This window comes from Bellilinea sp. (assembly GCF_034432615.1).
Classification (GTDB): domain Bacteria; phylum Chloroflexota; class Anaerolineae; order Anaerolineales; family Anaerolineaceae; genus Bellilinea.
This window is the reverse complement of sequence record NZ_DAOUBL010000071.1, coordinates 1-6,353: the sequence shown is the minus strand read 5'-3', so window position 1 is coordinate 6,353 and position 6,353 is coordinate 1. Positions and strand designations below refer to the sequence as shown.

7 protein-coding genes are annotated in these 6,353 nt (G+C 52.4%); all 7 read right to left on the bottom strand.

What is annotated here, in order from left to right:
- A partial coding sequence (locus VAE48_RS03450; RefSeq protein WP_322791921.1) for a CpaF family protein occupies window positions 1-645 on the bottom strand: 645 nt, incomplete at its 3' end.
- A complete protein-coding gene (locus VAE48_RS03445) occupies window positions 642-947 on the bottom strand; it encodes a hypothetical protein (protein WP_322791920.1) in 306 nt (101 codons plus the stop codon). The genes VAE48_RS03445 and VAE48_RS03450, both read right to left, overlap by 4 nt.
- 19 nt (window positions 948-966) lie before the next feature.
- Window positions 967-1,674: a response regulator transcription factor gene (locus tag VAE48_RS03440; RefSeq protein WP_322791919.1), complete on the bottom strand. Its 708-nt coding sequence runs from the start codon at window positions 1,672-1,674 to the stop codon at window positions 967-969.
- 50 nt (window positions 1,675-1,724) lie between these two features.
- Window positions 1,725-2,933, bottom strand: a complete 1,209-nt coding sequence (locus VAE48_RS03435) for an ATP-binding protein (RefSeq protein ID WP_322791918.1) — start codon at window positions 2,931-2,933, stop codon at window positions 1,725-1,727.
- A 5-nt stretch (window positions 2,934-2,938) separates the two neighbouring features.
- A complete protein-coding gene (locus VAE48_RS03430) occupies window positions 2,939-3,988 on the bottom strand; it encodes a sensor histidine kinase (RefSeq protein ID WP_322791917.1) in 1,050 nt (349 codons plus the stop codon).
- Window positions 3,989-3,992: 4 nt separating this feature from the next.
- On the bottom strand, window positions 3,993-5,582 hold the full coding sequence (locus VAE48_RS03425) for an amidohydrolase (protein ID WP_322791916.1): 1,590 nt from the start codon (window positions 5,580-5,582) through the stop codon (window positions 3,993-3,995).
- A partial coding sequence (locus tag VAE48_RS03420) for a ParB/RepB/Spo0J family partition protein (protein WP_322791915.1) occupies window positions 5,579-6,353 on the bottom strand: 775 nt, incomplete at its 5' end. The genes VAE48_RS03425 and VAE48_RS03420, both read right to left, overlap by 4 nt.

Genomic DNA, 6,353 nt, shown 5'->3' with positions numbered 1-6,353 from the left:
TTTACCGGAACCGGTGCCGCCGGAAATGACAATGTTCAGGCGCGCCATGACGCAGGCGCGGATGAACTCCGCCATAGTGGGGGTCAGTGAGCCAAAGCGAATCAGATCCTCGATGGAAAGTTTCTCCTTTTGAAATTTGCGAATTGTGATGGTCGGACCGTCAATGGCAACCGGTGGGATGACAGCGTTGACGCGTGAGCCGTCTGGCAGGCGGGCATCTACGGTGGGGCTGTCCGGATCAATTCGTCGGCCCAAGGGCAGAATGATCTTCTCAATAATACGCATAACGGCGGCATCGTCTTCAAAGGTGATGTTGGTTTTGAGGATTTTCCCCTTCTTTTCGATATAGACCTTTTTTGCACCATTGACCATCACTTCGCTGATTTCCGGGTCATCTAAAAGCGGTTGAAGGATGCCGAATCCCAGCAGTTCATCCATGATTTCGCGGAACAATTGATCGCGCAGGGTGGTCGGCAGGCTGATTTTCAAACCGTTGTACGCCTGCTGAAGCAGTTGAGAGACTACTTTGCGGCGGTCTTCGTTCAGGCGCGGGTTGTTTTCCAATTCGCGGGAAATCAGGTTGATCAGATGATTTTTAAGTTTTGAAATTTCGGCAGCGTGTTGTGAAGGAATTGCCGGATTCATGGTTCACCTGCCTTATTTTCTTTCAATTCGCTTTGGGGTAATACCCATTCAATATTGGCGACATTAACCGCTACGAACGCGCTTTCGTACAGGAGATTTTTACCGTCACGGTCAAAAATTTTGGCTTTCGTTACCGCCAAAAATGCGGTGGTTCGATCCAGCTCATCTTTAAGGCGGTCTTCGGGGCGGACATGAACGCAGCCGTAAATGCAGCTGCTCGCAGTTTGAATGACGACATCCACCGGTTCTTTGGTGACAACCTGAGTAAAAATCTTCCCTTTTTCTTCAAAGTTTGCAAACATAATGAGTTAGGCCTTTCTTTCAGGAGTGGGTAGCCTGATCGGGCGCCGGCATTAAATAACCCAATCCGGAGCGGGTAACAATGTGTTGTGGGTTATGCGGGTCATCTTCCAGTTTCTGGCGCAAACGGGCAATACTGACCCATAAAATTTCCTTATCCTCGCGGTAGGACTCGCCCCAAACTGCGGTGAGCAATTCCTCGGCAGTCAGGATGCGCCCGGCATGCTGGGCAAATTGAATCAACAGCCGGTATTCGGTGGCTGAAAGGTAAATTTGCCGGTCATCCTTCCAAACTTCAGCGCGGGCAAAATCAATGCGTAAATTTTTATGGGAGAAGTACCGATTTTGGATGCCGTGTTGGGGGGTTTTGGCGCGGCGCAGTACGGCGCGTACCCGGGCAACCAGTTCTGTAGCCGAGAAAGGTTTGGTCACATAATCATCTGCGCCAACATTCAAACCCTTGACGCGGTCCTGTTCCTCTCCCCGGGCGGTCAACATGATGATGGGTACATCCGAAAACTGACGGATACGCTCGCAGGTGCTGAAACCATCCAGGCGCGGCATTGCCACATCCAGAATGATTAAGTCCGGCTGGCGCGAGGTAACCAGTTCGATGGCTTCTTCTCCATCCCGCGCTGCAATCACTTCATAGCCTTCGGTTTCGAGGTTTACCCGTAACAGATGCCGGTACAATTGTTCATCGTCCACTACCAAAATCCGAGTGCCCATTTTTTCATCCTCCTTTGGTCGCTCACCCGCTGTCCGCGGGTCAGGATATTTCAATCAATTGTTTCAGGTAAGAAAATATGGAAGGTGGTGCCTTCTCCAATTTTGGATGTTAACGTGATTTCACCGTGATGAGCCTGAATGATTTGACGACAAATAAACAGACCCAGCCCGGAACCGTGTACGTTGGTTTGCTGATCGGGAACTCGAAAAAAGCGATCAAAAATGCGTTCCTGATACTTTTCAGGGATGCCCGGGCCTTCATCGCGAATGTCTACTTTGACGCCGTTTCTGACCGATTTGATTGTAATATAGACCGGTGAAGCAGGTGCGTATTTTTCAGCGTTTGTGAGCAGGTTTTCAAACACCTGAACCAAGCGGCGCGGATCGGCCTGGATGGGTTTAAGCGGCTGCTCGATGTCGGTATGAATCACCAGACCGGGATGGTGAAGTGCGAGCCGGGTCAACAGGTCGTTGACCAGTGATTCGAGGCGCACTTGTTGAAAGTTCATTACAATCTGGCCGGCCTGCAATTTCGCCGAATCCAGCAAATTGGCAATCAAGTCTTGCAGGCGGTCGGTTTCGGTATCAATGATGGACAAAAATTCCCGCTGAGTTTTTTCATCCCAATTGGCATCGGTACGAAGCAGGGTGGTGGTGTAACCTTTGATAAATCCAAGGGGAGTGCGCAGCTCATGAGAAACGGTTGAGATAAAATCCTCCTGAACCTGAAACACGCGGTATTGGAATTCAAGGTGGTCGCGATCGCGTTTGAGGTGTTCGTATTGAATTTGCCGGGAGAGCAGCCGGGCAAGCAGGTGGGCAAATTTGATTTGCTCCGCCGAATAAGGCGGGCTGCCGAAGCGAATGAATACAAGAGCGCCATACACCTGCGAAGGGGTCGCCAATGGCAGCGCCAGGGTGTAGGGCTGTTTCAAGCGGTTAAGCGGGTCGGCTTCTTCGGGTTCCTGCAGCACGATCTGGCGTGATTCGATTACGCGTGTGGCAATAATTTCCCCCCAGGCAACATCCGCTTCAGCAGATTTGCCCCTACCGGTGGCTTTGGCAAAAGCGGCTTCAAGAGTGAGAGTCATCGGATCCAGCAGGTAAATAACCAGATTGTCAAAAATGAAATAGGGACGGATCATCTTTACCAGCTGGTTTGCGGACTCTCGCCACGATTTCATCTCCCAAAAGGTTTGAACGATTTGGAAGAAAATATCCGCATCGAGGTCTTTCATAGGATTTTCTTTATTATTCATCCGAATTAAGCCTCCTTGAAAGGCGCCAGTTTTCGCTTCAGTGCAAAGGAAAAACGGCTGCCTCTTCCCAATTCTGAAAGGACTTGAATGGATGAGTCGTGGGCCTCGATGATTTTTTGTGCCAGAGAAAGCCCAAGTCCGGTGCCGCCGTATTTGCGGGTAGGGCTGTTGTCCAATTGATGGAAAGGTTCAAAAAGTTCACTCATCCGGTTGGGTGGAATGCCAATACCGGTGTCGCTCACCCGGACGGTTACGTGCAGGTCGTCCGGGATGAGTTCCACACTGATTTTTCCGCCCGGCGGTGTGAATTTGATGGCGTTATCGAGCAGCTGGTAGATTACCCAGCCAATTTTTTCCTGATCTCCGTACACAACCGGCACCTCGGCGGGTGAGATCAGGCGAATTTCGTGTTGATGGTCTCTGGCTTTGGTTTGAATCTGAGCAATAATTTCACTGGAAAGGGCACGCAGGTCGAGCGGTAGCCACTGGATAGGCAGTTGAGTCCGTTCGGAAGTGGCAAAGAGGATCAAATCCTCAATCAATCTCTCCAACCGGTCGGTGGAACGCTGCATGGTGCGCAATGCGTTCATTTGATCGGGGTTTAATTCCCCCAGATCGCCGGAAAGCAATAAGTCCTGATAGCCGCGTACGTGCGTAAGGGGGGTGCGTAATTCATGCGAGATATTGGCGATGAAGTTGGCTTTGAGTTGAGATAATTCGGCCAGTTTTTCCAGCGCCTTTTCCAGTTCGGCGGTTCGTTCACGAACGCGTTGTTCTAACTGGCGGTTGGTTTCTTGCAGGGCGTTCCGCAATTGCAGGACATGCTCGGTGATGGCTTCTTCCAGCTCAGCGCGGGTGATTATCCCCAATTCAACCAGCAATTCCCCCAAACGGGGCGCCTCTTCCTGAGTTTTGCGTAAAACAGCCTGATGCTGGAGAGCGGCCTGCAATTGTTCGGTGGTTATCAAACCCCGCTCAACCAGATAGTCCCCCAGGCGGGGAACTAAAATTTCGGGTGTGAGGGCTGGTTTTCTGGGGGGAGCAGTCTGGTTCATGGGATTACCTTTCCCAAACCCATTCTCCGGCAATCATCGTTTTCAGAGGTCTTAATTCATATAAGTGTTCAGCGGGAATGTAAAAGGGGTCTTCTTCCAATACAATTAAATCGGCATAATAGCCGGGCTGTAATTTTCCCAATTCGCGTTCCCGGCCGGCAGTATAGGCGGGGTTGATGGTATATGCTTCAAGTGCCTGTTGAAGCGATAGGCGTTCTTGTGGGTACCAGCCGTCAGGTGCGGGATAACCGGAATGCCGCTGACGGGTAACTGCTGCATGGATACCCCAAAATGGATTGGGCGATTCCACCGGCGCATCCGAACCAAAGGTGAGACGCGTGCCAAGCCCAGCCAGCGTTTGGAAGGCATACGCAAAACGGCTACGTTTGCCCCAATGCCGGTCAGCGATGTCCATATCCGAAGTGGTATGAATGGGCTGCATGGAGGCGATGATGTCGTATTGAGCCATCAGGGAAAGGTGGTCGGGGTGCAGTACCTGGACATGTTCGATTCGATGACGCAGGTGAGGACGCGCTTCCTGTTTTTCAAACTGGCGCAGCTGTGCATACGCTTTCAGCACTTCGTGATTGGCGCGGTCGCCAATGGCATGAATGGCGAGGCTCAAGCCGCTGGCTGCGGCGCGTTGGCCGATTTCCACGATCTCTTCCGAATCCAGAAAGAGTATTCCGCTTTCGGAGGCGTTTCCCTCGTAGGGCTGCAGCATGGCGGCAGTTTGAGGGCCGAGAGCGCCATCGGCAAAACACTTAAGTGAGCCAATTCGCAGCCACTGGCTGCCAAAGCCGCTGCGCAGCCCGACCTCGACCGCTTCATTGAGATTTTCGAGTGGAATGCTTTTTACCACTCTTAACTTGAGTCTACCGGCCTGCTCCAATTCCTGTAATGCCATGAAACACTGACGGCGGTCAAAATCATGGACGCCTGTCAATCCCATTCCCCAAAGATGGGGTTGGGCATCTTCAATCGCCTGCCGAATTTGAGGCAGGGTTGCTTCGGGAATAACTTTTTCCACCAACCCCATGGCGGATTCAAATAAGATGCCGGTGGGATTGCCGCTTTCATCCCTTTGGATGCGACCATCGGGCGGGTCAGGCGTGTTGCGGTCTATCCCCGCGGCTTGAAGGGCAAGGCTGTTCACCCAGGCTGCATGAAGCGATTTGGCGGTTAAGTAAACCGGATGATGCGGAGCAACCTGGTCAAGCAGATGGGCGTTTCCGAACCCTTCTTCCCAAACATTCTGGTTCCAACCATGCCCGCGGATCCAGTTTTGGGGAGGGGTGGATTTGGCTTTGTGTTGAACCCGCAGCAAGCATTCGGCTCGTGTGTCGGTTTCGCAATCCACGTATTGCAATGCCAGGGCGAAGTGCTGCAGGTGCAGGTGTGAATCGGTCAATCCGGGTAGGACGGTCAGGCCGTTCAAATTAATGCGCGGGGCACCTGCCGGTAGCGCAGTTTCTGCTTCTTCGACAGTGCCGGCGGCAACAATTTTTCCGTCCCAAACCGCAAGGGCTTGCACGGTTGGTTGTGCCGGGTTCAGTGTGTAAAAAGTGGCATTGTAAAGCAAAAACAACTTCATTCCCTCAACAGTTGATCGAGCAGGCTGTTCAGTTCTTCATTGGAGTAGTAATGGATAATGACTTTTCCACCCTTCTTGCCATGCTGGAGAGTGACCCGTGTTCCCAAATGCTGACGCAGTCTTTCCTCCAGTGAACGGATTTCCGGCAAGGGTTCGGCAGGAGCAGGATGAGGTTTGCGTTCGCCGCTGTATTTGCGAGTCAGTTCTTCGGTTTGTCGCACACTCAAACCGCGCTCGAGGATCAGTTGCAAGACGGCGATTTGAGCCTGTGGAGTGGGCAGTTGTAACAGTGCCCGGGCATGGCCTTCGGTGATGGAGCCGTTGGCGAGAGCTTTTTGAATGGATTCGGGTAGCTTGAGCAGCCGCAGCGTATTGGTCACGGCAACGCGGCTTTTTCCCACCCGTTCAGCGATTTCTTCATGGGAAAGCCCGAACTCATCCGCCAGTCGTTGGTAAGCCTGCGCGGTTTCCAACGGTCCCAGATCGGTGCGCTGCAGGTTTTCAATCAAAGCCAGCTCCAGCCGCTGCTGTTCACTGGCAAGACGTACAATCGCCGGCACACTTTCCAACCCGGCGATGCGGGCTGCCCTTAAACGGCGTTCCCCGGCAATGAGCGAGTACTGCCCGCTGAATGGGTCGCGGGTGACGATGATTGGTTGTAAAATGCCGTGCTGACGGATGGATTCAGCCAGTTCTTCGAGGTGTTGGTTTTCTACGTCGTGGCGGGGTTGATAGGGATTGGCGCTAATTGCTTCAATGGGAATTTGTTGA